Genomic DNA, 23,869 nt, shown 5'->3' on the forward strand with positions numbered 1-23,869 from the left:
GCAAACGCAATGTCCCTCAAATATGCGGCCATTAGCGCCAGTTTCGAACTGCTCTGGCTCACGGGCATGCCGCATCTTTTCCGCCTCCTGTCGCGCTCGCGTGGGGTTATTCTGACCCTGCATCGGGTCTTGCCCGAGGAGCCGGCGGATTTCTCGCCAAATGCCATTCTACAGATACAGCCGGATTTCCTCGACTATTGCCTGGAGCGCATCCGCGATCTGCGCATCGACATTGTGAGCCTCGACGAGGCGCTTGAGCGTCTTGCCGCGCAGCGCCGTGGCCGTTCCTTCGTCGTTCTCACCTTCGATGACGCCTATAGGGACAATCTGCGCCACGCCTTGCCGATCCTGCATGCCCATGACGCACCGTTCACGCTCTATGTCCCGACGGGCTTTGTCGACGGCGTGGGCCAGTTGTGGTGGCAGGCCATTGAGGACATCATTGCCCGTCAGGATGCCGTTGCCTTCACCGAAGATGGCGAGACCGAATATGTCGACACACGAACCCCGACCCAGAAGCGCGAAGCGTTTGATCGGCTCTATTGGCGCATGCGCAAGCTCCCGGAGGCCGAGCGCCTGGCGCTGCTGGCCGAGTTCACGACCGCCTACGGCTACGACCTCGAACGGCAATGCCGAGACCTGATCATGGACTGGCAGGAACTGCGCCTGTTTGTAGGGGATCCGCTCTGCACCATCGGCGCGCACACTGTGAACCACTATGAGCTGGCCAAGCTGCCGGCCGAGCAAGCGCGCAACGAGATGGCGCTCTCGGTTGAGGTGATCGAGGCCCAGTTCGGCCTGCGCCCCCAACATTTTTCCTATCCTCTGGGCGGCCCGCTCTCCTGCGGCCCGCGGGAATTCGATCTGGCAAGGGAACTGGGCTTTCGCACTGCGGTGACCACGCGTCCTGGTGGTCTCTATCCCCATCATCTCAAGACGCCGACAGCCCTACCACGCGTGTCGCTCAATGGTTACTTTCAGAAACACCGGTATGTTGATGTTTTTACGAGCGGCGGATTGTTCACCCAGCTTGGAAGATTGACAGGCTAGGAGTTGGTTCGGTCGGGTCTCGCCATCCAGGTGATAAGCGGCATCGCGGGCAAGACCCAGCCCATGCCGGCGACGATGAAGAAACCGATCAGCACCAGCCCCGGCAGTCCTTCGGGAAGGATCAGGTAGATCCACGTCGCCAGCACTGACCAGAGGATAATGGAGCCGACCAGCAGGAAGGCACCAATCAACTTGCGGTTACGCTGGGTCATGTGCGGCATCTGGACTGTTGCGGGCGTCGGGCCGGAGGACTACCACTCCGGCACCCTGATCGATACTGGAATAGTTCCGTGAACGCCATGCAAGATGCCGCACCGGGTCAAGTGAGCTTCGCCAGCGACGGCCTGCGGCCGGTGCGCATCTGGCTCTATGGTCTGGCCGCCTTCGTGCTTTTGATCGTGGTGGTTGGTGGCATTACTCGTCTTACGGAATCAGGGCTTTCCATCACTTCATGGAAGCCGATCTCCGGGGTCATTCCGCCCCTCAACGATGCCGAATGGCAGGCCGAGTTCGAGGCCTACCAGCAGATTCCGCAATATTCCGTACTTAATTCGTGGATGAGTCTCGACGACTTCAGGTTTATCTTCTTCTGGGAATGGTTGCACCGCCTGGTAGCCCGCTTCCTCGGAGTGCTCTTCATTGTGCCCTTTGTCATCTTCCTTATTCAGAAGCGCCTGCCGCGCGATCTGGCGCTGCCCCTGTTCGGCCTTTTCATTCTGGGAGGCTTCCAGGGCGCGCTTGGCTGGTGGATGGTGTCCTCGGGGCTGACCGAGTTGACTTCGGTCTCGCAATATAGGCTGGCGGCCCACCTGACTGCCGCGTCGCTGCTGTTCATCGCCCTCATTTATGTCGCCCGGTCCCTCTCGCCGGGGCGAGCCTTGGGTCGTGTGACCGGCTTTCACCTGACAACCGTTACTCTGTTGCTGGTTGCCGTGATCCTGCAGATCGGGGCAGGGGCCTTCGTCGCGGGGCTCGATGCCGGCATGGGCTACCAGACCTGGCCGCTGATGGACGGCGCCATCGTTCCAAACGGCTTGATGGTCATGGAGCCCGCATGGCGCAACCTGTTCGAAAACGCGCTGACGGTTCAGTTCATACATCGCCTCTTGGCCTACCTCATCGTCCTCTATGTCGGCTATCTGATCTGGCGTCGGCACAAGGATGGCGGCTTTGCCGGTGTGCATGGCTGGCTGCCTCGCATCGGATTCATCGTGCTGCTTCAGGTCGGGCTTGGCGTCGCAACCCTCCTGATGAGCGTGCCTATCGGGCTTGCGGTCGGGCACCAAGCCTTGGCCTTCATGCTCGCCGGCCTCGGAACGGCCTATGTCGCCGACATGAAGCGCGTGCGGTAATATAATACCGCAATCGTAAGTCGTTGATTTGACTGTCGTATTTAAAGACAGTTGACGCCTTCATGAATCTCACATAGAGAGCCGCTCGAACTGGCCGGTCCATGCGTGGGCCGGCTGCTTGAATCTCAAGGAATTCGATTATGAGCACGTACTCGGCAAAACCGAGCGAGATCGAAAAGAAGTGGGTCCTGATCGACGCCGAAGGGCTGGTCGTGGGTCGTCTGGCTTCGATCATCGCCTCGCGTCTGCGCGGCAAGCACAAGCCGACCTTCACCCCCCACATGGACATGGGTGACAATATCATCGTCATCAATGCCGACAAGGTGAAGCTGACCGGTCGCAAGCTCGACCAGCACCGCTTCTACTGGCACACCGGCTACCCCGGTGGCATCAAGGACCGCACCGCGCGTGAGTTGCTTGAAGGCCGCTTCCCGCACCGCGTGCTGGAAAATGCCGTGCGCCGCATGATGCCCGGTGGTCCGCTGACCCGTGCACAGCTCAAGAATCTGCGCCTCTATGCCGGTTCCGAGCATCCCCATGAAGCGCAGGCTCCGACCAAGCTCGACGTCGCCTCGCTGAACTCCAAGAACGTCCGGGTGAAGTAATATGGCTGAAACCATCAACTCCCTCGAAGACCTCGGCACCACGGCAGCGGCTCCCGCTGTCAACACCGCTCCGGTCCATGTCCAGAAGCTCGACAGCCTCGGCCGCGCCTATGCCACCGGCAAGCGCAAGAACGCCGTTGCACGCGTTTGGATCAAGCCGGGCAAGGGCAAGGTCACCGTCAACGGCCGCGAATTCGCCAAGTACTTCGCCCGTCCGGTTCTGCAGCTCATCGTCAAGCAGCCGATCGTTGCTACCGACCGTCTCGATCAGTATGACGTCAACGTTACTGTCGCTGGTGGTGGTCTCTCCGGTCAGGCCGGTGCCGTCCGTCACGGTATCTCCAAGGCGCTGAACTACTTTGAGCCGGGCCTGCGTCCGCTCCTCAAAAAGGGTGGCTTCCTGACCCGCGACAGCCGCGTTGTGGAACGCAAGAAGTACGGCAAGGCCAAGGCCCGCCGCTCCTTCCAGTTCTCCAAGCGCTAAGCTTCGGAACGATTTAGATTTTTGCGAGGGGCTGGGAAACCGGCCCTTTTGCTTTTGACTGCCCTTGGCACCGGCAATGATGTGCCGGGCCGTGAGACTCACATCAAGAGTCGGCACGGAAATTTCTCATTTCCTCTGGTCATCTTCCATCGCTGCTTTCATATGGAGAAGGTTTCCAGAGCTTGTTCATGTCCAGCCTCGTCACCCGTTTCCATCTCTTGCTCTTCGGCGTCACCGTGGCCATCGGCGGTGTGGCCCTGATCCAAATTCCCCAGACCTACGCTTTCCCGGCCCATTGGCAGGGGAGCGCAGTGGACTGGCTCTGGCCGCGCGATATCACGCTGGCCGTCGCACCACTGCTCCAGCTTCTTTTTATGGCGGCCTTCTTCGCCCTTGGCCGCGTGCTGACCAAAAACCACCTCGCCAAGACCCGGCACATCCTCGATCCGGCCCTGACCCTGCTCTTGTCCGTTGCTGCATCCTGTCAACTCGGCCTGCTGCTCAGCGGCATCGGTTCGGACTTCGACATGTTCCGCATTTCAGCGGGTGGCCTTGCCGCATTGCTCCTCGTGCTGGCGGTGGTCATCTACGAGGCCGAGCGTCATTCCTACGCCGGCCTGCGCATGCCCTGGCCCATCCCGTCCGACAGGGACTGGCGCCTCGTTCACCGCCTCGGCGGCATCGGCGCTGGGTTCGCGGCTGCCGCTCTGGCCTGGCTGACATGGAGCGATCCGGGTCCGGGCCCATTGGTCCTTGCGATGGCGTCCATCCTCGGCGGATTGCCGTTGCTTGCCGGTCTTGCGACCCTGGTGTTGCGCCGCTTCTGACAAGGCGTTGCTTTAGCGGCCCCATGCAGGGCAGAAAAATCTCCCACTTGGCCAAGTAAACGCAATGCCATGCGCTGAATTCCGGCCGGACGAGGCGTAAGGTCTGGTCAAATGTGAGGCGATGCGCTCAACATTTGAGCAGCGAGTCTCCGGTCACCGAAAGGCCATCCCCATGCCAACCACTGTTTCGGCCAGCGCTCCACCGCGCGCGCCCAAACCGCTCTATCTCAATTTTGGTTTTCAGGTTCTGGCCGCCATGGTCATAGGCCTCATCCTGGGCTTCATCGCCCGCACCATGGGGCCGGACGCCGCTGGCGGCGCCAATTGGCTTACCCAAACCCTCTCCACCATCGGGTCGTCCTTCGTGTCGCTGCTGCGCGCCCTGGTGCCGGTGTTGGTATTTACCGCCATCGTTGCGTCCATCGCCAATCTGCGTGAGCTCAACAACGCGGCCAAGCTGGTCTGGCAGACGCTGCTCTGGTTCGCTATCACCGCGCTCATCGCCGTGGCCATCGGCATTACCCTAGGTCTTATCATCCAGCCCGGCCTCAACACGGCCGTGGCGGCCGAGGCCGCCCGCGCACCATCTTCGAGCGGCTCCTGGCTCGACTTCCTCAAGGGCTTGATTCCCTCAAACTTCATCGGGCTCCAGGCGTCCACCCGCGTCACCGATAGCGGCGCGACCACCAGCCTCAATTTCAACGTGCTGCAGATCCTGATCGTCTCGATTGTCGTCGGCGTCGCAGCGCTCAAGGTCGGCCCGGCCGCGGATACCTTCCTCGCGTTCAACCGCTCTTTCCTCAAGATCATCCACAAGATCCTGTGGTGGGTCATTCGCCTCACCCCCATCGGCACGATCGGCCTTCTCGGCAATGCCGTTGCCGTCTATGGCTGGGACGCGCTCGCCCAGCTCGGCTGGTATTCCGCAGCCATCTATATCGGCCTGGTGCTGGTGCTGTTCGTGGTCTATCCGGTGCTGCTGCAAGTTCACGGCCTCAACCCGATCCGCTATTTCCAAAGCGCATGGCCGGCCATCCAGCTCGCTTTCGTCTCGCGGTCGTCCATCGGCACTTTGCCGGTTACCGAGCGCGTCACCGAAAAAAACCTTGGCGTGCCGCGTGAATATGCAGCCTTCGCCGTGCCGCTTGGTGCCACCACCAAGATGGACGGTTGTGCTGCGATCTATCCGGCGATCTCAGCCATCTTCGTTGCCCAGTTCTTTGGTGTGCCGCTTGGCACCGAACACTATCTGCTGATCGTCTTCGTCTCGGTGATCGGTTCCGCGGCTACGGCGGGCCTCACCGGCGCCACCGTCATGTTGACGCTGACCCTATCGACCCTGGGCCTGCCACTCGAAGGCGTTGGCCTGCTGCTGGCTATCGACCCGATCCTCGACATGGGCCGTACCGCAGTCAATGTCGCCGGTCAGGCGCTGGTGCCCACCATCGTGGCGAAGCGCCAGGGCATCCTCAATCAGGCTGTTTACGACAATGGCAAGGCCATAGAAGACCTCGACGTGGACGCCGTCCCGGCGGAATAGCAAAAGCCAGCATCAGTGGAATAGGGGAGGCACCAGCCTCCCCTATTCTGTATTTGGAGCAGCCTCTTGAAGCGAGGGCCTACCGCCAACCCACCATCAACTTTTCCAGCCCGTGGAAGTGATAAACATTGCCGTAGCGCGGCGTCTCCATGATCCGCAGCTTCGGCAGCCGCTGGAACAGCACGCCCATCGCTTCCTGCAGCTCGATCCGCGCCAGCGGCGCGCCGATGCAGAAATGGATGCCGGCGCCAAAGCTGACATTGGCTCCATCATTGCGGAATGGGTCAAACCGGTCGGCATGGGCAAAGCGTACCGGGTCGCGATTGGCCGCGCCCAGCATCAGACCGATCACATCGCCCTTGCGCAGGGCAATCCCCGCCACCTCGGTGTCCATCAGGGCATAGCGCGTGAACAGGTGTAGTGGTGCATCGAAACGCAGGCATTCCTCCACCGTCGCCTCCGCCTGCTCCGGCGTCGCGAAAAGGGTCTGTGGGTCGAGCCCGCTTTCGAGGATCGACTTCACACCATTGCCGGTCGTATGCACCGTGGCCTCATGCCCGGCATTGAGCAGCAATATTGCCGTCGACATCACCTCTTCGTCGCTTAGCACATCGCCGTCGCGGTCTGTCGTCAGCATATGGGTGAGCAGGTCCTCGCGCGGCGCCTTGCGCCGTTCGGCAATCACTTCACGTAGATAAGCCATGAAATCGACCGCCGCCTGATTGGCGTCGAGTTCGGTCTCGCGGGTGACACTGTACATGTACATGGTCACCATGCGGTTGGACCAGTTGAGCAATTGCGGCGCCATCTCCGCCGGCAGCCCGATCATTTCGGCAATGACAATGGCTGGAATGGGGGCCGCGAAAGCCTCGATCAGGTCCACGTTCTCCCCGCCCTCGAACCCGTCGATGATCTCGTTTGCCAGTTGCCGTATCCGCGGCCGCAACTGCTCCACCTGCCGCGACACGAAGGCGCGGTTGACCAGCGTCCGCAGCCGCGTATGGGCTGGCGCTTCAAGGTTCAGCAGCGAGTGTTTCTCCGTGAGGTCAAAACCCGCCACATGCGGTTTGGGTGCTGGCAAGCCGACTTCTTCCCGGCTTGCCACATGCAGAATGTCCCGGCCAAATCGTTTGTCGCGTAACAGGGCGCTGACGGATTTGAAGTCGGCGAAGCACCAATGCCCGTATTCCTGCCAGAAAAAGGCCGGATGCGTCGCATGCTGACGGGCATAGAAAGGGTAGGGGTTCTGGAAGAATGCCGGATCCTGTGGCTGCGCGCTCGCGCGGAGATGTGTCGGGACATCGGTGATCGGCTTGACTTGGATAATGGCGGCCATGGTCTCGAACTGGGTGACGCTTTTGATCGGTTGGTCAAATCTAGAGTTTGATGGGCAATCTGCCTATGGCCTCTTAACCTTGCTCCCGGCGAAAAAATCGCTAGGGAAGGGGCGAACAATTTCGAGGAGCACTTTTTCCGTGAGCGACATCACATATTCCGAGGCTATCGAGGCCATCTACGCCTCGATCCGCGCCGACAACGAAGACCTCGACACCCACATTGCCGCCCTCAAAGGCGCCATGGCTCGCGAAGGCGTCAAGGAAGCCACCTTCGAAACCGCCAAGCTTGCGCAGGGCAATCGCCAGGGCCGCAAACTCATGCAGGCCTACTTCCGCAAGAAGGGCGTGGCGGTCACCTTCGCCTGATTTGAATAGATTTCGCGGCATTCACCTTACAGCGACAACCTGGACCCTTCCTATTGAAGCCCGCCTCATTGCCGCCTATCTGTGCCTTTACCGCCCGTTAAGGTGGTATCGCCTGCAATCGGCCGTCGCGCTGATTCGATTTTCCGGCATGTTTGCCTGCCTCTCCGAGTGCGCGTTCGGGGCAGGGGACGTGTCCAACCAACCAAGCCTGCCGCCCGGTCCGCGACCCGGGGCATGGCCAAGGGGCAAACTATGCGGGATCCGCACGATCTTTACATGAACACGCTCGTACCCATGGTGGTCGAGCAGTCGAACCGTGGCGAACGCGCCTTCGACATCTATTCGCGGCTTCTCCGCGAGCGCATCATCTTCGTGACCGGCGTGGTCGAGGACAATATGGCCTCGCTCATCGTGGCCCAGCTTCTGTTCCTCGAATCAGAGAACCCGAAGAAGGAAATCGCCATGTACATCAACTCGCCCGGCGGCGTGGTGACGGCTGGCCTTTCCATCTATGACACCATGCAGTTCATTCGCCCGGCCGTTGCTACCATGGTCATGGGCCAGGCAGCTTCCATGGGTTCGCTGCTGCTCGCGGCGGGCGAAGCCGGCATGCGCACCTCGCTGCCGAATTCCCGCGTCATGGTTCACCAGCCTTCTGGTGGCTTCCAGGGTCAGGTCACTGACATTCTGATTCATGCCAAGGAAGTCGAGGGCTTGAAGCGCCGTCTTAATCAGATTTATGAGAAGCATACCGGCCGTACCTACGAGGAAATCGAGAATGCTCTCGAGCGCGATCGTTTCCTCTCGCCTGAAGAGGCCAAGGCTTTCGGCCTGATCGACACGGTCATGGAAAAGCGTGCCATCCCCGAGGCATCCGCCTGACCTTGACGCGCGTTAAGCACATTGCTGATGCGCCGTGGACTGTGATCCAAGCGCAATTGCACCCAGCCGGAACGGCCTTTAAGGTCGTTTCGGCTTAGACTTTCTTTATGCCTTGAGCGTTAGCTTGCCTGTTAACGCTTGAATTTGGGGGTGCTCAACCCCCGGGAGTGACTGGATGTCCAAAGAGACCACCAACGGCGAAACCTCCAAGAACACGCTTTACTGCTCGTTCTGCGGCAAGTCGCAGCACGAAGTACGCAAGCTGATCGCCGGTCCGACCGTGTTCATCTGCGATGAATGCGTCGAGCTGTGCATGGACATCATCCGCGAAGAGAACAAGACCTCCATGGTCAAGTCCTCCGAAGGCGTGCCCACCCCTGCAGAGATCTGCAAGGTGCTGGACGATTACGTCATCGGTCAGTTCCGCGCCAAGCGGAACCTCGCGGTCGCTGTCCACAACCATTACAAGCGCCTGCACCACGCAGCCAAGAATCAGGACGTGGAACTTTCCAAGTCCAACATTCTGCTGATCGGCCCGACCGGTACCGGCAAGACCCTGCTGGCCCAGACGCTGGCGCGTATTCTCGATGTGCCCTTCACCATGGCCGATGCCACTACGCTCACCGAAGCCGGTTATGTCGGCGAGGACGTGGAAAACATCATCCTCAAGCTGTTGCAGTCGGCCGATTACAATGTCGAGAAAGCTCAGCGCGGCATCGTCTATATCGACGAAGTCGACAAGATTTCCCGCAAGTCGGACAATCCCTCCATCACCCGGGACGTCTCGGGCGAAGGCGTGCAGCAGGCCCTGCTCAAGATCATGGAAGGCACTGTTGCCTCCGTGCCCCCGCAGGGCGGCCGCAAGCATCCGCAGCAGGAATTCCTGCAGGTGGACACGACCAATATCCTGTTCATATGTGGCGGCGCCTTTGCCGGCCTCGACAAGATCATCTCGGCCCGCGGCGAAGGCTCGGGCATCGGTTTCTCAGCCACCGTTAAGGACCCGAATGACCGTCGCGTCGGCCAGGTCCTGGCCGATGTCGAGCCCGAGGATCTGGTCCGCTTCGGCCTGATACCGGAATTCATCGGTCGTCTGCCGGTTCTTGCGACCCTGGACGATCTCGATATTCCGGCCCTGATCGAGATCCTGACCGCGCCCAAGAACGCACTGGTCCGCCAGTATCAGCGCCTGTTCCAGATGGAAGAGATCGAGCTGACCTTCCACGAGGATGCCCTCAAGGCCATCGCCGAGAAGGCCATCCAGCGCAAGACCGGCGCCCGTGGCCTGCGCTCGATCATGGAGGCCATCCTGCTCGACACCATGTACGACTTGCCCTCGCTCGAGGGCGTGGAAGAAGTGGTGATCTCGGAAGAGGTGGTGAAGGGCAAGGACGTGCGTCCGCTCTACATCTATTCCGAGCGCAAGAAGGACGAGGCTCCGGCCACAGCCTAAACAAAAGCGCAAACGAACCAATCGTTTACGGCCTCCGGCATAAAATGCCGGAGGCCGTCGCTCTTTGACGGTCGTCAGAAGGCGGCAGCTATATTGGCACCACGCTGATGTGCGATTTAGCGCCGGGGTTGCCCAGTCCGGTCAGGGGGATGACGGCATCCAGTCGGTTTACCGCCGCGCCACAACGCCTTCTGACAGGCCAAGGCCAGCGGCCGCGACTGTGCCATCATTGGGCAGGCCCTGGCCGCGTGAGCTTACCCTTCCGTCACGAACTCCACCGGTCCGGGCTCTTCCCCCATGATCGAGCGGCCAAAGAGGCTCGCCACCAGGTCCACCATCAGCGTTGCGCTTTTCCCGCCATGATCGAGGAAAGGGTTGAGTTCTACCACGTCAAGCGAGCCCACCACGCCGCTGTCATGCAGCATTTCCATCACCAGATGTGCCTCGCGATAGGTAAGGCCCCCCGGCACCAGCGTGCCGCCTCCCGGCGCGATGGCAGGGTCTATTGAGTCCACATCGAAGCTGACATGCAGATGCGCGCCATCGGCCTTAGCCCTCTCGATTACCTTTTGCAGCGAAGCCACCACGCCGAGTTGATCGATCTTGCGCATGTCGACCACCTCGACACCGCGGGCCTGCACCAGCCGGCGCTCCTCGCGGTCGATGGAGCGTGCTGCAAAAATGGTCACGTTGCGCGGATCGATCCGCCCGAGCCAGTCGCCTGTGAAACTCTCATCGAATTCCGGCTCGCCGCAGAGCAGCGCCAGCGGCATACCGTGCAGATTGCCTGAAGGCGAGGTTTCGGGGGTGTTGTAGTCGGCATGAGCGTCGATCCAGAGCACATGCACCGGCTTGCCGGTCAGCGCGCAATGCCGTGCGGCTGCCGACACGGTGCCCATGGCAATCGAATGGTCCCCGCCCAGGAAGACCGGGAAATTGCCCTCACTGAGTATGGCCAGCCCGGCATCGCTGGCGCGCGCCGCCAGATCCAGCACATCCGCCTTCCGCTCCTCAGGCAGGCGGGTGCTGGAGGGATTGGTGGAAATGTCGGGGTGGGGCCGCCGCAAATCACCGTGATCGGCAATGGTGTGCTCCAGCTCGATCAGCGCCTCGATCAGTCCGGCAACGCGCAGAGCTTCGGGGCCCATGCCGCATCCCCTCACGGAGGCACCGGAAGCGGTGGCGATGCCGAGAATGTCGATGCGCTGCGGGCGAGGAAGGACGTTCATGATTGGGTTCCAGGAGTGTCACGATTCGAAACATAGGGGATCGATCCGGTCCAGCCCAGCATGCACATCCTTTCGGGATGCAAGGCACACCGGTGTTTCCGGCTTGCGGACATATCTCCTGTGCGAAGTAACGCTAACGGTCACAAAAGCGCAAAGGTTGACTTGCGGGCGGGGTGGTCCACCCTATTTATTAACCTGAATCGCCCAGCCTCGAGAGGATTGGGCAGTCGCAATACGGGCGCGCTACCAATTCCTCCCTCCGGCGCGCCGCGGAAAGGAAATGTGATGTCGGAAGTTACCTCCACCGGCGAAACAAGCCGGGACCGGGTTTACCCGGTCCTCCCCCTGCGCGACATCGTCGTCTTCCCCGGCATGATCGTGCCGCTGTTCGTTGGCCGTGAGAAATCGGTCAAGGCGCTGGAAGAAGTCATGCGCGACGACAAGCACATTCTCGTCGTGACGCAGAAGAATGCGCAGGATGATGATCCGGCGCCGGATCAGATTTATCCCACCGGAACCATCGCCACGGTGCTGCAGCTGCTCAAGCTCCCCGATGGTACCGTCAAGGTACTGGTGGAGGGGCTCAATCGCGCCACCATCGACCAGTACCTGCAGACCGAGGACTATTTCGAGGCCGAGGCGTCCATCCTGCCGGAACCCGAGGAAGACGCCACCGAGGTCGAGGCACTCGCTCGCTCGGCGCAATCCGAGTTCGAGAACTACGTCAAGCTCAACAAGAAGATTTCGGCCGAAGTCGTCGCTGCGGTCGGTCAGATCGACAATGCCAGCAAGCTGGCCGACACCATCGCCAGTCACCTCGTCATCAAGATACCTGAAAAGGAAGACCTGCTGCTGACCATCTCGGTCATCGAGCGGCTCCAGAAGGTCATCGGCCTGATGGAAGGCGAGATTGGCGTTCTGCAGGTGGAAAAGCGCATTCGCTCCCGCGTCAAGCGGCAGATGGAAAAGACCCAGCGTGAATACTATCTCAACGAGCAGATGAAGGCGATCCAGCGCGAGCTGGGCGATGGCGAGGATGGCGCCAACGAAATCACCGAGCTCGAGGAGCGCGTCGCCAAGACCAAGCTTTCCAAGGAAGCTAGGGCCAAGGCCGAGGGCGAGATCAAAAAGCTCAAGGGCATGAGCCCGATGTCGGCCGAAGCCACTGTCGTCCGTAACTATCTTGATACGCTTCTGGGCCTGCCCTGGGGCAAGAAGACCAAGGTCAAGCGCGATCTAGCGCTGGCGGAAAAGGTCCTGGATGCCGATCACTACGGTCTCGACAAGGTCAAGGAACGCATTCTGGAATATCTGGCAGTGCAGGCCCGTACCGGCACGCTCAAGGGCCCGATTCTCTGCCTCGTCGGCCCTCCGGGGGTCGGCAAGACCTCGCTGGGCAAGTCGATCGCCAGGGCAACGGGCCGTGAGTTCGTGCGCATGGCCCTTGGCGGCGTGCGCGACGAAGCCGAGATTCGTGGCCACCGCCGCACCTATATCGGTTCCATGCCTGGCAAGATCATTCAGTCGCTCAAGAAAGTGGGCAAGAACAACCCGCTGTTCCTGCTCGACGAGATCGACAAGATGGGCCAGGACTTCCGCGGCGATCCGTCGTCAGCCCTGCTCGAAGTGCTCGATCCCGAACAGAACAACTCGTTCAACGATCACTACCTGGAAGTCGATTTCGATCTTTCCGACGTGATGTTTGTGACCACTTCGAACACGCTCAACATTCCCGGCCCGCTGATGGACCGCATGGAGATCATCCGCCTCTCCGGTTACACCGAAGAGGAAAAGCACGCGATCGCCAAGCAGCACCTGATCCCTGAGACGGCGAAGGAAAATGGTCTTGCCCAAGGCGAATTCGTGCTCTCCGACGAGATGCTGATGAAGGTTGTTCGCGGCTATACCCGCGAAGCCGGCGTCCGCAATCTCAAGCGCGAAATCTCCAAGCTGATGCGCAAGGCTATTACCGAACTGGTCCGAACCAAGGTTAAGTCAATCGAAATCACCGAAGAAAAGCTGGCCGAATATCTGGGGCCGATGATCTTCAAGCATGGTGAGATCGAGGCTGAGGCACAGGTTGGCCTCGTGACCGGTCTGGCTTGGACTTCGGTCGGTGGCGAGATGCTCACCATCGAAGGCGTGATGACGCCCGGCAAGGGCCGCATGTCGGTTACCGGCAACATCAAGGAAGTGATGAAGGAATCGCTGACCGCTGCCCAGGCCTATGTGAAATCCCGCTGCATCGACTTTGGCATCAAGCCGCCCATGTTCGACACACGAGATATCCACGTCCACTTGCCCGAAGGTGCCACCCCCAAGGATGGACCGTCGGCCGGTATTGGCCTGGCCACCGCCATTGTCTCGGTGATGACCGGTATCCCAGTGCGCAATGATGTCGCCATGACCGGCGAGATCACGCTGCGGGGTAGGGTACTGCCCATCGGCGGCCTGAAGGAAAAGCTCCTTGCGGCCCTGCGTGGCGGCATCAAAACCGTGCTGATCCCTGAGGAGAACGTCCGCGACCTCGTCGAGATCCCGGACATCGTCAAGGAAGGCATGGAAATTGTGCCAGTCAGCCGCATGGACCAGGTGATCGAGCGCGCCCTGGTGCGCAAGCCGGAGCCCATCGAGTGGAACTTCGACGCCGAACCGGCGGTCGCCGCCAAAGTCGACCCGGCGGAAGATACCACCGCCAGTCTGACGCACTGATCGCAGTCCGTCAGCAGATGCTCGAACGAACAGAATGGCGACCATCGGGTCGCCATTCTCGTGTCTGGTTCAGCCGCAGAAGCTTATCGGGGCATAACCTCGCCAGTATGGCTGTTCGTCGATATCGATTCGGCACTGACGCTACGCGGTATGTAGAGATGCTCGACGCCAATTTCCGCAGGAACATACTTGCCACGGTGCAGCCAGAATTCTTCGCCACAGGCCGCCCGCGCCATCTCGACCATGGCATGCATCTGCGAGGCATCGCGGGAGGTCATCTCCACCCACACGAACCCTCGGCCGGTGGACGGCTGGCGGGTAAAGCGCACGCCGATCCCCTGACCCGGCATCAACTTCATTTCCGGCACATGGCGTCGCAGCCTGCCAATGAAATCAACGGCATATATATCGGGAACGCACACTTCCATATTGCGCACCCGCCGGCGGGTGTCGCGGAAGAACTTTCCCAATAGGTGCTTGGCGGGCACGCCGGTCCACGGCGCCAGCACACGCTCGGAGGAGCCCACAATGCGTTGCTTGCCGCGCATACGCAAATTGAGCAGCAGTTTCTGAATCCAGTGCGGCGAGCCGCGCATCGGCGGGAACGGACGCCGGTCGCCGGCCTGCATGCCGGGAACCGGGTTCACGTTGTAAACCATCAACTCGTGGCTGAGCGGATACCAATGCACCGTGGTACTGAAATTGGTCTGGTACTCGCCCGCAACAAAGTCTTCCAGCCGGCTTTCCTGCTGCCACTCGATGACATTGGCTAAAAGCTGATTTGGGCGGCACCGGAACGTGACTTCGGTAACGACAATTCCACCATCGCCCCGCAGACCGTCCCAGATGGCATCATCCCGATCAGAGTGCTTCTCTTCGCCGCTGCTATCGACATAGCGGATGGAAGCAATCAGGTCATAAATCGAGATGTGCTCGGCGCTGCTGCCATGCACCTCGGCAAAAAAACAAGCACCAGCGGATATATCGACAAACTCGGGCAGGGTGGCAATGGTCAATTGCCGGGGCACGAGATAGTCGAGAATGGTTCGCAAAGTGGTGCCGGCCTTGACGGACAGCAGGCCGTCCTCAAGCGCGAGAATGCCGGAATAATGTTCCATGACCAGTTGGTCAGTTGCCACCCGGTCGTTGAACCACAGAAAGTAACCCCGCCCGATGGCGTGATACGGTCGGCCGCTGCGCACTGTGTCGCGGATGACGTCAAGCGATCTGGCATTGACGACACGAACGGGGGTTTCGAAGAACTCAGGCAGCATCCTGCCCGCCGTCCAGCCGCTCAACCGGCGGACCTTGTCCGTCGATACGGTCACGTCATGCGCGAGAAACCAGAGCGTGGAGGGGATTGCCTTTGCGGCCAGCCTGGACAACAATCGCGGCGCCAGCCTTATGGAGCGCCCGGCAAGCTCGGCGGCATAGCGAAAATATGCTTCCGAGGTGACGTTGAGATCGCCCAAATTGACAATTTCGTCGGCTACGCCGGCCTCGATTAGCGCGAGGAGCTGGTGTGCAAGGTCTTCGACATGGATGAGGTTGAAGGTGCGGTCCCTGAGCCCGACTGGCGCCAGACGCATCGCATCCACGATGCCGCTGGACCACTGCATGCCCGGCCCCATCACCACAGTCGGCCGGACGATCAGGTAGGCGATGCCCTTGGCCGTGCAAGCCTCGATCACCCGCGCTTCCTCGCTCAGCTTTAGCCTTGTATAGGCGTCGAGCCCCCCTCGGTCCGATAGCACGCTGTCCTCGCCCTGCACCTTATGTTCGAGCGGGTCGAGCGCCGCATAGACAACCTGCGAGCTGAAATAGACGAAAAGCCCGCATTGGGCGGGATCGAGCAGGGCAAGCAGCCGCTCGGTCGTGGCCCTGTTGGTGTCGAGGAAGGCTTTTCCGCGTGCCTTGCTGTCGAGCGCAGCATGGATGACCACTCGGGCCCCGCTGACGACCGCCGCCAGGGTCCGCGAATCGTCAAACCGAACTGCATTGACCTGGCTCGGCACCGGAACAGGCATACGCCTATATACTGCCGAAATACTGTGTCTGGCTGCAAAGGTACGGGTCAGCTGCCGCCCGATACCCCCTCCCGCACCCACCAGACAAATCCGCACCGGTTACGTCTCCTCAGTCATCTGCCGCGGCGACGAAGCCGATTAATTTTGGCCGGCTCACACGGACGCCGTGTAGCGGCGTGCACCGGCCTTTGCTGCATCGATGGTGGCTTCGATGAAGTGAACAGCAGTTTCCAGACCCTTTTCCTCCGACAGCGCTTTGCCAATGGCCTTGGCATTGGCGGCCATAGCCTTGTTGGAGCTCAGCTGGTGAAGGGCATCGGCCAGGATTTCGGGCGTCAGCGTGCGCAGGCGTACGGGTGCTGGTCCGCAGCCAAGAGCACGCACGCGGCGGCCCCAATAGCGCTGGTCATAGGCCTGGGGAACGGTAAAGGTCGGTCTTCCGGCCCGCAGGCCCGCTGCCGTGGTGCCAGCACCACCATGGTGCACCACACCAGAGGTCAGCGGAAAAAGCCTGTCATGCGGGGCTTCTGAAACCGCAAACACCGTCTTGGGCAGGTCGGCGGGGTTGATGCCGCCCCAGCCGCGCGAAACGATGGCACGTCCGCCCCACTGCTCCAGCGCCGAACGCAGGATGTGGGTGTTTCGCTCAGCGCCGAACGGCATTGATCCAAAGCCGATATAGACCGGCGGCGGGCCGGCATCGAGGAACTGCCGCAATTCGGCAGAGGGCGTCCAGTCGGTATTGTCTTCGAGAAACCAGAAACCGGTCACGACGGCCGTCTGCGGCCAATCCCTTGGACGGGGGGACACGATGGCCGAGAAATTGTAGAGGGTGGGCAGGTTATTGCCATTGCTGTCGCGGAACAGTCCACCGCGCTTGCGCGGCCCCAGGCCCATCAATTGCTTGCGCACCCGGTCGCGCGGCATATCGTAATATGCCTGTTGCAGGTTCATAGCGATGTAGCTGAGCTTGTTGAAGGTCGGGCCCAGATCCGGCACTTCATAAGCGCAAATGGGAAATTCGCGTGTTGGGTTCAGGGGCTGCATCGCCGTCATGACGACTGGAATGTCCAGCGCTTCGGCAATGTCGATACCGAAGCTGGTATTGATATTGACCACGATCGCATCGGCCCCCTGCGCCATGGCCCAGGCGTTGCGCGCGGCGCGCTCGACCAGGGCCTGGCCTTCCCGCAGCAATTGCGGGAAGTGATGCAGTTTCATCTGGCTGATAGCGTTGTCGAAGCGCGATTCCTGGAGCCAGTCCTGGATTCTCGTGCCCAAGCTGTGAAATTCGATGCCGTGCGAGGCGACCAGTTCCTCGAAATCAGAATTGGTGCCCACCACGACGTCATGGCCGTCCTGTTGCAAAGCCTTGGCCAATGCCAGATAGGGCCGGACGTCGCCCGACGTGCCAATTGTAGCGATCGCGACGCGTTTTCCCATACACCCTACCTGAAGCTTCTGGGCCGCTCAGCGACCGACAAAGCCGTTACATGTAAAGACGCGGCGCCATTTACAAGGCTGGTCGGAGAACTTAATAAGGCACTGGCCACGCGCGTTCGTGGTAGCAGAAGACATTTCACAAGGGCAAGAGACATGGCGTCTCCGTTCACTATTGCATGGTTTGGAGCACTGCTCGCCGGCAATCCGGTGGCGGCCCCTACGGCAGCGGCAGCAAGCGCCCGATAGCTCTTCCCATATGGCCAATGTGTGGCCGGGAAGAGCCGAATAAATCCTGCCTCCGGCCCATCAGATGCGGCCGCTTAACCCGTCTAAAACCATAATTCCGCGATAATCGGCCTCTCTTATGGAGGCGTAGCGCTTCCGCGCATCGCGGCCAGCATCCGGCCCCAGCAGGCCAAATGAGGACAAAATGAGCGAAGTTTTCCATCGCATCCGCCGTCTGCCGCCTTATGTGTTCGCTCATATCGATCCGATCAAGGCCAAGGCGCGCGCAGAAGGCGTGGACATCATTGACCTGGGCATGGGCAATCCCGACATGCCGACGCCCGATCATATCGTCGCCAAACTGCAGGAAACGGTGAAGGACGGTCGTACCCACCGCTATTCCACTTCGCGCGGCATCTATGGCCTGCGCAAGGCCCAGGCCAGTTATTACGGTCGCCGCTTCGGCGTGAAGCTCAACCCCGATACCCAGGTCGTGGCTACTCTGGGGTCCAAGGAAGGCTTTGCCAATATGGCCTCGGCCATCACCGCGCCAGGCGACGTGGTGTTGGTGCCCAATCCCACCTATCCTATCCACTCCTTCGGCTTCATCATGTCCGGCGGTGTCGTCCGCTCCATGCCGGCCGATCCGAATGAGGACTTCATGCGCTCGCTGGATCGCGCCGTGCGACACTCGATCCCCAAGCCCATCGCGCTGGTTATGAACTATCCGGCCAATCCGACCGCTTATACCGCCGACCTCGATTTTTACATCGAGGTGGTCAAGTATTGTAAGGCCAATGACATTTTCATTCTCTCGGACCTTGCCTATTCCGAGATCTATTTCGACGAGCACAGTCCCCCGCCCTCCGTGTTGCAAGTGCCCGGTGCCATCGACATCACCGTCGAATTCACATCCATGTCCAAGACCTATTCCATGCCCGGCTGGCGCGTGGGCTTCGCCGTGGGCAATGAGCGCCTGATCGCGGCTCTGGCGCGCGTGAAGTCCTATCTCGACTATGGCGCCTTCACCCCCATCCAGGTCGCCGCCGTCGCCGCCCTCAATGGTTCAGACGATGTGATCGACGAGGTTCGCAAGGTCTATAAGCACCGCCGCGATGTGATGGTGGAAAGCTTTGGCCGCTCCGGCTGGACCATTCCAGTACCCAAGGCGACCATGTTCGCCTGGGCGCCGATCCCGCCGCAGTTCGCCGATCTTGGCTCGCTCGAATTCGCCAAACTGCTCGTGCAGGAAACCGGTGTTGCCGTCGCTCCCGGCGTCGGCTTCGGCGAATATGGCGATCAATATATCCGTCTCGCCTTTGTTGAAAACGAACAGCGCATCCGCCAGGCCGCGCGCAACATCAAGAAGCTGCTCGGCTCCAAGCCGGGGCAGGGCAATGTCGTGCCGCTCTCCACAGCGAGCAAGTAGAGCGGGCTCGGGGAGGCGGTGATCCCGCCTCCTACGATATTTGGGATAGTCCGGTGAATTCAGGTGTGAGCACTGTGATGCAGTGCGGCTACTTCGATAGGGGCGTATGCCGCTCCTGCACCCTAATGGGCACACCACACGACACCCAGATAGCCGCCAAGACGGAGCGTGCCCGCGCGCTGCTTGCCGCGTGGCCGGATGCACTCTGGCTGCCGCCGATGGTAGGCAGCGACAGAGGGTTTCGCAACCGGGCCAAGATGGTCGTTGGCGGCACCGCGGACAATCCCACCCTTGGCATTCTGGACGAGGGGCGGCATGGGGTGGACCTAACCGCGTGCGGCATTATCTCAGCCGGCCTGCGTGCCGCGTTCGGGCCGATCGCCGCCTTCATCGCCCGCGCCTGCATTGTTCCCTATGACATCCCCACGCGCCGTGGAGAACTCAAGCATGTACTGCTGACCGAGTCCCCCGACGGCGAGATGATGCTACGCTTCGTGCTGCGCTCGACCGAACCGCTTGGCCGCATGCGCAAGCACCTGTCTGGCCTGCTCGCCGACTTGCCGTGCCTCTCCGTTGTCACAGCCAATCTGTTGCCCCAGCACAAGGCAGTGCTTGAGGGCGATGAGGAGATTGCGCTGAGTGGTGGACAGACGCTCGCAATGCGCCTCGATGGGGTGCTCCTGCATTTGCGACCGGGCAGCTTTTTCCAGACCAATACGGAAATTGCCATGGGTCTTTATGCGCAGGCCAGGGAGTGGATCGACGAGATTGCTCCCCGGACCGTTTGGGACCTGTACTGTGGTGTGGGCGGGTTCGCACTTCATGTCGCTGCCCCCGGCCGCCTGGTCCACGGCGTGGAAGTGAGCGCAACGGCCGTCGAGTCTGCACGCTTGAGCGCGTCCGAGGCGGGGCTCAGGGATGTCACTTTTGCGGTGGGCGATGCGACAACATTGTCCCCTACCGAGCCACCCGACGCGATCATAGTAAACCCGCCGCGAAGAGGGCTCGGCGAGAAATTATGCGCAACGCTGGAGGGCTCCGGCATTCCCGCGATCGTCTATTCGAGCTGCAACGCCATCACGTTGGCCCGGGACATCGCCGCCATGCCCGCCTATATGCCGCAGCGCATCCGCCTGTTCGACATGTTCCCCCAGACTGACCACTACGAGACCATGGTGCTGCTCATCCGACGCTGATCTCGGTGATATTCGTATCGGAACCTGTTCGGATACACCGGTAGAAATTACATGACATGAATTGTCACCTTTTGTAAGAGAAGCAATCTCCGTGCGAAGGGTGACCCATGCATCTCCATTCATTCGTCCTATCTCCCGCAATCGGCCTGACCATGGCTGTCGTCGCGCAGGCGCAGTCTTTCCCCACCACCATTCCCCACGCCTATGGCGAGACCACCATTCCCGCCAAGCCGCAACGCATCGTCACCTGGGGTTGGGCTGCGCAGGATGCCGTCATCGCGCTGGGCGAGGTGCCGGTCGGTATTCCCCACTTCAGTTATGGTGGCGATGAAAACGGCGCGCTGAATTGGACCAAGGATGCCGTAGCGGCTCTGGGCGCCGATTTCCCCACCATCCTCCCCGACGGTTTCGAAGCGCCCGTTGAAGCCATCGCGGCCTTGCAGCCGGACCTGATTGTCGCTGTTTATTCGGGCCTTTCGGCGGAAGAATATGAAGTCCTCAGCGGCATTGCGCCGGTTGTGGCCTTCCCCGAAACGGCCTGGAGTACGCCCTGGCAGCAGACTATTGCCATTACTGGTGAAGCCATGGGCAAGAAGACCGAGGCCGAGGCGCTGGTCGCCGAACTCGAGCAGTTTATTGCAGACGAGACCGCCAAATACCCCGAGGTGGCCGGCGCCAGCTTTGCTACGGTCTCGGAATACAATGGCGAAGTCGCCGTTTATGCCAACCTCGATAGCCGGGTGAAGTTCTTGAACGACATTGGCCTTGTGCCGTCCCCAGCAGTCACCGAACTGGCGCAGGGCGAGAGTTTCTACTTTTCGCTGAGCTTTGAAAGCTTCGAGCAGCTGACAGCCGACGCCCTGGTTTCCTATTTTGAAACGCCCGAGACCGACGCCGCATTCTTCAGCAACCCCGTCATTGCCCTGCATCCGCAGGTTCAGGAAGGTGCCGTGGCCCATGTCGTTGGCGCCGAACTGATCAATTCGATCTCTCCGCCCAGCGCCCTGTCGCTGAAATGGGGCTATCCGCAATACATCAAGCTGATCGCCGACGCCGTCAAAGCCGGCCAGGCGGAATAATCCCGATGGGCCGACCTGCAGATCGGCCCATTTTCCTTGTCGAACTCCTATTGACGGCTAGGCGAATTCCTATGCACATGTCGCCCCCATGAGCGATATCCAGTCTTTCCGCCAAGCCGTCGAATCCTTCATCTCCGCAAGGGGTTGGACTCCAACACGGTTTGGCCGCATCGTCGCGGGCGATCCGCTATTCGTGTTCGACCTGCGCGACGGCCGCGAGCCACGCACGGAGACGCGGGGCCGTATCCTCAAGGCCATGGCCGAGTTCGGCGATGCCGACCGTCAGGCCCCCCTTCGCGTTGGTGTCGCGGGTCTGGGCAATGTCGGCGCGACGCTGGTTCGCATCCTGCAAAAGGACGGCGCCGAACTGACGCGAAAACTTGGCCGCCAATTGGAGGTCGTCGCCGTTGCCGCCCGCTCGCGTTCCCGCGACCGTGGTATTGATATTTCCGGGCTCGAGTGGTTCGACGATCCGGTGGCGCTGGCCAAGTGGGACGGCATCGACCTCTTCGTCGAACTGATAGGCGGCGAGGATGGCCCGGCTTTTGCGGCTGTCAAGGCTGCGCTGGAGATCGGTCGTCCGGTGGTCACCGCCAATAAGGCCCTGCTGGCCAAGCATGGCGTGACGCTGGCCCGCCTGGCCGAGGAATCAGGCGCCCAGCTTGGCTTCGAGGCCGCGGTTGCCGGCGGCATTCCCGTCATCAAGACGCTTCGTGAAGGCCTTGGCACCGCACGCATTGCCAAGGTTTTTGGCATCATGAATGGCACCTGCAACTACATCCTTACGCGCATGGGCAATGAGGGTATTACCTTTGCCGATTGCCTCAAGGACGCGCAGGCTCTGGGCTACGCCGAGGCTGACCCGACATTTGACGTCGAGGGGTTCGATACCGCCCATAAGCTTTCGATCCTAGCCACGCTCTGCTTCGGCTATGAGATCGCGCCCGACAAGATGCGGGTGGAAGGCATTTCCGGCATCACCCAGCACGATATTCAGGTGGCTGCCGATCTCGGTTACAAGATCAAGCTCCTCGGTATTGCCGAGCGCACTGAAAACGGCATTGAACAGCGCGTGCATCCCACCTTCGTGCCCAAGGGCAGCGCCATTGCCGGCGTCGATGGGGTGATGAACGCCGTCGCGCTCGAAACCGACCATGTGCACGAACTGCTGTTGGCTGGCCCCGGCGCCGGTGGTCCGCCGACGGCATCCTCGGTTCTGTCGGACATTCTCGACATCGCCCGTGGCACCCGCGTGCCGCCGCTGGGCGTGCCCAGCGATGAGCTTCTGCCCTACCGCGAAGCGCCCAGCCGCGCCCATGTGGGTGGCTTCTATATCCGCCTCAGCGCCAAGGACGTCGCTGGTGCACTGGCCGCCATCGCCACGCGCATGGGGGAAAAGTCGATTTCGATCGATTCTGTCATCCAGCGGTCGGATTTGAGTGCAAAAGCGGTGGCGCCCGACGGGTCTCCGACCCGCACCGTCGTCATGATCACTCAACAGACTTTGGAATCATCGGTGCGCGAAGCGCTTGCGCAGATTGCTGCGGATGGGTTCATAGTCGGTGAACCGCAATTGATCCGCATCGAAATGCTCTGACCCCTGAGGGGGCGTGAGGCCCCCGGGGGGAAATATGAAGCTCAGCAAGGTTGAAGACGGCAGGAACCCGGCAAATCTGCACCGGACCTTGACGCTGGAAATGGTCCGCGTCACCGAGCGGGCCGCTACTGCCGCCGCCGAATGGCGCGGCAAGGGCAATGAAAAGGCCGCTGATGAAGCCGCCGTCGCCGCCATGAAAGCCGAACTCGACCAGTTGGCCATATCGGGCCGCATCGTCATCGGCGAGGGCGAGCATTTCGAATGCGACGAGCTCTATGTCGGCCAGGCGGTCGGTGAAGGGCAGGGGCCCGAAGTCGACATAGCCGTAGACCCGCTTGAAGGCGTCACCCTTTGCGCGAAGAATCAACCCGATTCTCTCGTGGTTCTTGCCATGGCCGAGCGCGGTGGCCTGCTTAACGTCGCCCGTAACGTCTATATGCACAAGATTGCCATCGGCGCCGAATATCCCGCCGAGACGGTCCATATCGAATGGTCGGCTACCGAGAACGTGAAGGCACTGGCCAAGGCCAAGGGTGTCCCAATCTCCGAAATCACTGCCATCGTGCTCGACCGCCCGCGCCACGGTGGCCTCCTCGAAGAGCTGCGAACGGCTGGCGTGTCGGTAAAACTTCTCAGTGACGGGGACATTGCCGGGGTCATCCATGCCGTGAACACAGCCGATACCGGGGTCGACATCTATCTCGGTTCCGGTGGCGCTCCCGAAGGTGTGCTGGCCGCCGCGGCCCTTCGCTGCATTGGCGGGCAGATGCAGGGCAGGCTAATCCTCGATACGCCCGACAAGCGCATGCGCGCCAAGGAAATGGGTATCGAAGACCCGAACCGGATTTATGACGTGACGGAACTGGCGGCCGGGGACGTCCTCTTCTCCGCCACGGGCATTACGGACGGCTCGCTTGTCGAAGGCGTTCGCCTTCGTCGCGGCAGCGTGGAAACGTCCACCGTCGTCATGCGATCCTGGAGCCAGACCACAAGGTGGATCAAGGCGCGGCATGCAAGGTAGCCGCAAGCGCGGTGA

At 60.9% G+C, this 23,869-nt stretch carries 20 protein-coding genes; 15 read left to right on the forward strand and 5 right to left on the reverse strand.

The window, feature by feature from the left end:
- Positions 1–9 precede the first annotated feature (9 nt).
- On the forward strand, positions 10–1,050 hold the full coding sequence (locus tag ACXYMS_RS10975) for a polysaccharide deacetylase family protein (RefSeq protein ID WP_458906260.1): 1,041 nt from the start codon (positions 10–12) through the stop codon (positions 1,048–1,050).
- On the opposite strand, the gene ACXYMS_RS10980 is transcribed toward ACXYMS_RS10975, so the two are convergent.
- Positions 1,047–1,262 carry a DUF2842 domain-containing protein gene (locus ACXYMS_RS10980; RefSeq protein WP_458906261.1) on the reverse strand — a complete coding sequence of 72 codons (216 nt, stop codon included), beginning with the start codon at positions 1,260–1,262 and terminating at the stop codon, positions 1,047–1,049. The genes ACXYMS_RS10975 and ACXYMS_RS10980 overlap by 4 nt on opposite strands.
- 87 nt (positions 1,263–1,349) lie before the next feature.
- Here ACXYMS_RS10980 and ACXYMS_RS10985 point away from each other — a divergent pair, with 87 nt between their 5' ends.
- The 5 genes from ACXYMS_RS10985 to ACXYMS_RS11005 all read left to right on the forward strand — a co-directional run bounded on the left by ACXYMS_RS10985 (position 1,350) and on the right by ACXYMS_RS11005 (position 5,858).
- The gene (locus ACXYMS_RS10985) at positions 1,350–2,402 is read left to right on the forward strand and encodes a COX15/CtaA family protein (protein ID WP_458907000.1); all 1,053 of its coding nucleotides are present in this window, start codon (positions 1,350–1,352) and stop codon (positions 2,400–2,402) included.
- 140 nt (positions 2,403–2,542) lie between these two features.
- Positions 2,543–3,007 (forward strand): 50S ribosomal protein L13, encoded by a 465-nt coding sequence (rplM, locus tag ACXYMS_RS10990; protein WP_458906262.1) that lies wholly within the window; start codon positions 2,543–2,545, stop codon positions 3,005–3,007.
- 1 nt (position 3,008) lies between these two features.
- Entirely contained in the window at positions 3,009–3,491 is a 483-nt protein-coding gene (gene rpsI, locus ACXYMS_RS10995; RefSeq protein WP_458906264.1) for a 30S ribosomal protein S9, read from the forward strand.
- Between the two features lie 188 nt (positions 3,492–3,679).
- A complete protein-coding gene (locus ACXYMS_RS11000; protein ID WP_458906266.1) occupies positions 3,680–4,318 on the forward strand; it encodes an SdpI family protein in 639 nt (212 codons plus the stop codon).
- Between the two features lie 172 nt (positions 4,319–4,490).
- Positions 4,491–5,858 (forward strand): dicarboxylate/amino acid:cation symporter, encoded by a 1,368-nt coding sequence (locus tag ACXYMS_RS11005; RefSeq protein ID WP_458906267.1) that lies wholly within the window; start codon positions 4,491–4,493, stop codon positions 5,856–5,858.
- A gap of 79 nt (positions 5,859–5,937) precedes the next feature.
- Here ACXYMS_RS11005 and ACXYMS_RS11010 read toward each other — a convergent pair whose 3' ends face one another.
- The gene (locus ACXYMS_RS11010; protein WP_458906269.1) at positions 5,938–7,194 is read right to left on the reverse strand and encodes a cytochrome P450; all 1,257 of its coding nucleotides are present in this window, start codon (positions 7,192–7,194) and stop codon (positions 5,938–5,940) included.
- 139 nt (positions 7,195–7,333) lie between these two features.
- Between ACXYMS_RS11010 and ACXYMS_RS11015 the strand changes: the two genes are divergently transcribed.
- The 3 genes from ACXYMS_RS11015 to clpX all read left to right on the forward strand — a co-directional run bounded on the left by ACXYMS_RS11015 (position 7,334) and on the right by clpX (position 9,896).
- A complete protein-coding gene (locus tag ACXYMS_RS11015) occupies positions 7,334–7,561 on the forward strand; it encodes a hypothetical protein (protein ID WP_458906271.1) in 228 nt (75 codons plus the stop codon).
- A 252-nt stretch (positions 7,562–7,813) separates the two neighbouring features.
- Positions 7,814–8,443: an ATP-dependent Clp protease proteolytic subunit gene (locus ACXYMS_RS11020; RefSeq protein WP_458906273.1), complete on the forward strand. Its 630-nt coding sequence runs from the start codon at positions 7,814–7,816 to the stop codon at positions 8,441–8,443.
- A gap of 175 nt (positions 8,444–8,618) precedes the next feature.
- Positions 8,619–9,896, forward strand: a complete 1,278-nt coding sequence (gene clpX / locus ACXYMS_RS11025; protein WP_458906274.1) for an ATP-dependent Clp protease ATP-binding subunit ClpX — start codon at positions 8,619–8,621, stop codon at positions 9,894–9,896.
- 254 nt (positions 9,897–10,150) lie between these two features.
- Here clpX and rocF read toward each other — a convergent pair whose 3' ends face one another.
- Positions 10,151–11,125 (reverse strand): arginase, encoded by a 975-nt coding sequence (rocF, locus tag ACXYMS_RS11030; RefSeq protein ID WP_458906276.1) that lies wholly within the window; start codon positions 11,123–11,125, stop codon positions 10,151–10,153.
- Between the two features lie 285 nt (positions 11,126–11,410).
- Between rocF and lon the strand changes: the two genes are divergently transcribed.
- Positions 11,411–13,837 carry an endopeptidase La gene (gene lon, locus ACXYMS_RS11035; protein ID WP_458906277.1) on the forward strand — a complete coding sequence of 809 codons (2,427 nt, stop codon included), beginning with the start codon at positions 11,411–11,413 and terminating at the stop codon, positions 13,835–13,837.
- Between the two features lie 83 nt (positions 13,838–13,920).
- On the opposite strand, the gene ACXYMS_RS11040 is transcribed toward lon, so the two are convergent.
- Together ACXYMS_RS11040 and ACXYMS_RS11045 are read right to left on the reverse strand one after the other, a co-directional pair.
- Entirely contained in the window at positions 13,921–15,960 is a 2,040-nt protein-coding gene (locus ACXYMS_RS11040) for an NAD-dependent epimerase/dehydratase family protein (protein ID WP_458906279.1), read from the reverse strand.
- 57 nt (positions 15,961–16,017) lie between these two features.
- The gene (locus tag ACXYMS_RS11045; RefSeq protein ID WP_458906281.1) at positions 16,018–17,307 is read right to left on the reverse strand and encodes a glycosyltransferase; all 1,290 of its coding nucleotides are present in this window, start codon (positions 17,305–17,307) and stop codon (positions 16,018–16,020) included.
- A 430-nt stretch (positions 17,308–17,737) separates the two neighbouring features.
- On the opposite strand from ACXYMS_RS11045, the gene ACXYMS_RS11050 reads away from it, so the two are divergent.
- The 5 genes from ACXYMS_RS11050 to glpX all read left to right on the forward strand — a co-directional run bounded on the left by ACXYMS_RS11050 (position 17,738) and on the right by glpX (position 23,854).
- Positions 17,738–18,961, forward strand: coding sequence for an LL-diaminopimelate aminotransferase (locus ACXYMS_RS11050; RefSeq protein ID WP_458906283.1), 1,224 nt, complete (start codon positions 17,738–17,740; stop codon positions 18,959–18,961).
- Between the two features lie 125 nt (positions 18,962–19,086).
- Positions 19,087–20,157: a methyltransferase domain-containing protein gene (locus ACXYMS_RS11055; RefSeq protein ID WP_458906285.1), complete on the forward strand. Its 1,071-nt coding sequence runs from the start codon at positions 19,087–19,089 to the stop codon at positions 20,155–20,157.
- A gap of 107 nt (positions 20,158–20,264) precedes the next feature.
- Positions 20,265–21,236 (forward strand): ABC transporter substrate-binding protein, encoded by a 972-nt coding sequence (locus tag ACXYMS_RS11060; protein ID WP_458906287.1) that lies wholly within the window; start codon positions 20,265–20,267, stop codon positions 21,234–21,236.
- Between the two features lie 256 nt (positions 21,237–21,492).
- Positions 21,493–22,833, forward strand: a complete 1,341-nt coding sequence (locus tag ACXYMS_RS11065) for a homoserine dehydrogenase (protein WP_458907002.1) — start codon at positions 21,493–21,495, stop codon at positions 22,831–22,833.
- A 34-nt stretch (positions 22,834–22,867) separates the two neighbouring features.
- Positions 22,868–23,854: a class II fructose-bisphosphatase gene (glpX, locus tag ACXYMS_RS11070; RefSeq protein ID WP_458906289.1), complete on the forward strand. Its 987-nt coding sequence runs from the start codon at positions 22,868–22,870 to the stop codon at positions 23,852–23,854.
- The last annotated feature ends 15 nt before the right edge of the window (positions 23,855–23,869 follow it).

Source organism: Devosia sp. CAU 1758, assembly GCF_054482695.1.

Bases quoted from the DNA above. Each gene is read 5' to 3' on its own strand.
- ACXYMS_RS10975 (WP_458906260.1), top strand. From the start codon at position 10: ATGTCCCTCAAATATGCGGCCATTAGCGCCAGTTTCGAACTGCTCTGG.
- ACXYMS_RS10980 (WP_458906261.1), bottom strand. From the start codon at position 1,262: ATGACCCAGCGTAACCGCAAGTTGATTGGTGCCTTCCTGCTGGTCGGC.
- ACXYMS_RS10985 (WP_458907000.1), top strand. From the start codon at position 1,350: ATGCAAGATGCCGCACCGGGTCAAGTGAGCTTCGCCAGCGACGGCCTG.
- rplM (WP_458906262.1), top strand. From the start codon at position 2,543: ATGAGCACGTACTCGGCAAAACCGAGCGAGATCGAAAAGAAGTGGGTC.
- rpsI (WP_458906264.1), top strand. From the start codon at position 3,009: ATGGCTGAAACCATCAACTCCCTCGAAGACCTCGGCACCACGGCAGCG.
- ACXYMS_RS11000 (WP_458906266.1), top strand. From the start codon at position 3,680: ATGTCCAGCCTCGTCACCCGTTTCCATCTCTTGCTCTTCGGCGTCACC.
- ACXYMS_RS11005 (WP_458906267.1), top strand. From the start codon at position 4,491: ATGCCAACCACTGTTTCGGCCAGCGCTCCACCGCGCGCGCCCAAACCG.
- ACXYMS_RS11010 (WP_458906269.1), bottom strand. From the start codon at position 7,194: ATGGCCGCCATTATCCAAGTCAAGCCGATCACCGATGTCCCGACACAT.
- ACXYMS_RS11020 (WP_458906273.1), top strand. From the start codon at position 7,814: ATGCGGGATCCGCACGATCTTTACATGAACACGCTCGTACCCATGGTG.
- clpX (WP_458906274.1), top strand. From the start codon at position 8,619: ATGTCCAAAGAGACCACCAACGGCGAAACCTCCAAGAACACGCTTTAC.
- rocF (WP_458906276.1), bottom strand. From the start codon at position 11,125: ATGAACGTCCTTCCTCGCCCGCAGCGCATCGACATTCTCGGCATCGCC.
- lon (WP_458906277.1), top strand. From the start codon at position 11,411: ATGTCGGAAGTTACCTCCACCGGCGAAACAAGCCGGGACCGGGTTTAC.
- ACXYMS_RS11045 (WP_458906281.1), bottom strand. From the start codon at position 17,307: ATGGGAAAACGCGTCGCGATCGCTACAATTGGCACGTCGGGCGACGTC.
- ACXYMS_RS11050 (WP_458906283.1), top strand. From the start codon at position 17,738: ATGAGCGAAGTTTTCCATCGCATCCGCCGTCTGCCGCCTTATGTGTTC.
- ACXYMS_RS11055 (WP_458906285.1), top strand. From the start codon at position 19,087: ATGGGCACACCACACGACACCCAGATAGCCGCCAAGACGGAGCGTGCC.
- ACXYMS_RS11060 (WP_458906287.1), top strand. From the start codon at position 20,265: ATGCATCTCCATTCATTCGTCCTATCTCCCGCAATCGGCCTGACCATG.
- ACXYMS_RS11065 (WP_458907002.1), top strand. From the start codon at position 21,493: ATGGCCGAGTTCGGCGATGCCGACCGTCAGGCCCCCCTTCGCGTTGGT.
- glpX (WP_458906289.1), top strand. From the start codon at position 22,868: ATGAAGCTCAGCAAGGTTGAAGACGGCAGGAACCCGGCAAATCTGCAC.